The following is an 872-nucleotide window of genomic DNA, read 5'->3' as shown; positions in this document are numbered from 1 at the left end:
CATCGGCGCTGTCCTTGGGTTGGGTTGCACCTCCAAGACTACGCCTTTCCCGGACTCCTGCCGCCCCATGCCTCGCGCTGATCACCTACTGAAATTGTTGGTTTTGGACCGAGGGATGATCAAGGCCAAAAACAGCAATCAGGTATTGGGTCACAATTACTCCAATTTGCTCTAAACAGAGTGAGGGAGAAAAATTTTGAATCAGTGGAATTAGGAACCGGCACCTTCGGTTATCAGTTGGCATTTTATCAACGTTTTGGGTTTCGAGTGGATTCAATACTCAAAGACTATTTTATCAACAATTATGATGAACCAATTTTTGAGAATGGTATCCAACTTAAAGACATGTTACGACTCATTTTGAAGCTGTGATACAAACCATTTAATCGGGTAGGCGCGCTTTTGTCTACAATCTGAATAAATATAAACCAGTCGCTGAATACAAGGGTTTCAACGAAAACGGTAAAAAAGTCAACGGAAAAGAAGCATATGATCGCTACTCTAAGATTGCTGGATTTGAACTACTACGTAGAGGTGCATACCCAGTTTATGGCGGAAAGCCCGTCTGTCTCTTTGGCAATCGTGAGGATTGTATGCTTGCTGATCGCTGGGATCACTTTATATTTGTTCGCTATCCTCAGCGACGTAATCTTCTGGCAATGATTGAAAGCGATGAATTTCACACAGGAGAAGCTCATCGTGACGCTGGATTGGAGCGTGTCGCTATTTTTATGGCAAAAAAAGCCATCACGGTAGGACGGCCAGTTACCCGGCCGCCCCCGTACAGATCCCGGCGTGCGGAACTACCGCACCGGGCTCCTCGAAGTGATTCGCTTCACACGCGGCAACATTGCATAATACTCAGAAGCTGT

General features: G+C 45.8%; 1 protein-coding gene. It reads left to right on the top strand.

What is annotated here, in order from left to right:
* Window positions 1-93: 93 nt before the first annotated feature.
* Complete coding sequence (locus CKO36_RS19250) at window positions 94-372, top strand: GNAT family N-acetyltransferase (RefSeq protein ID WP_200286504.1); 279 nt, start codon at window positions 94-96, stop codon at window positions 370-372.
* The last annotated feature ends 500 nt before the right edge of the window (window positions 373-872 follow it).

The sequence above is a fragment of the Rhabdochromatium marinum genome (assembly GCF_016583795.1).
Taxonomy (GTDB): Bacteria; Pseudomonadota; Gammaproteobacteria; order Chromatiales; family Chromatiaceae; genus Rhabdochromatium; species Rhabdochromatium marinum.
The sequence above is the reverse complement of the archived record's forward strand: the minus strand, read 5'-3'. Positions and strand labels throughout refer to the sequence as shown.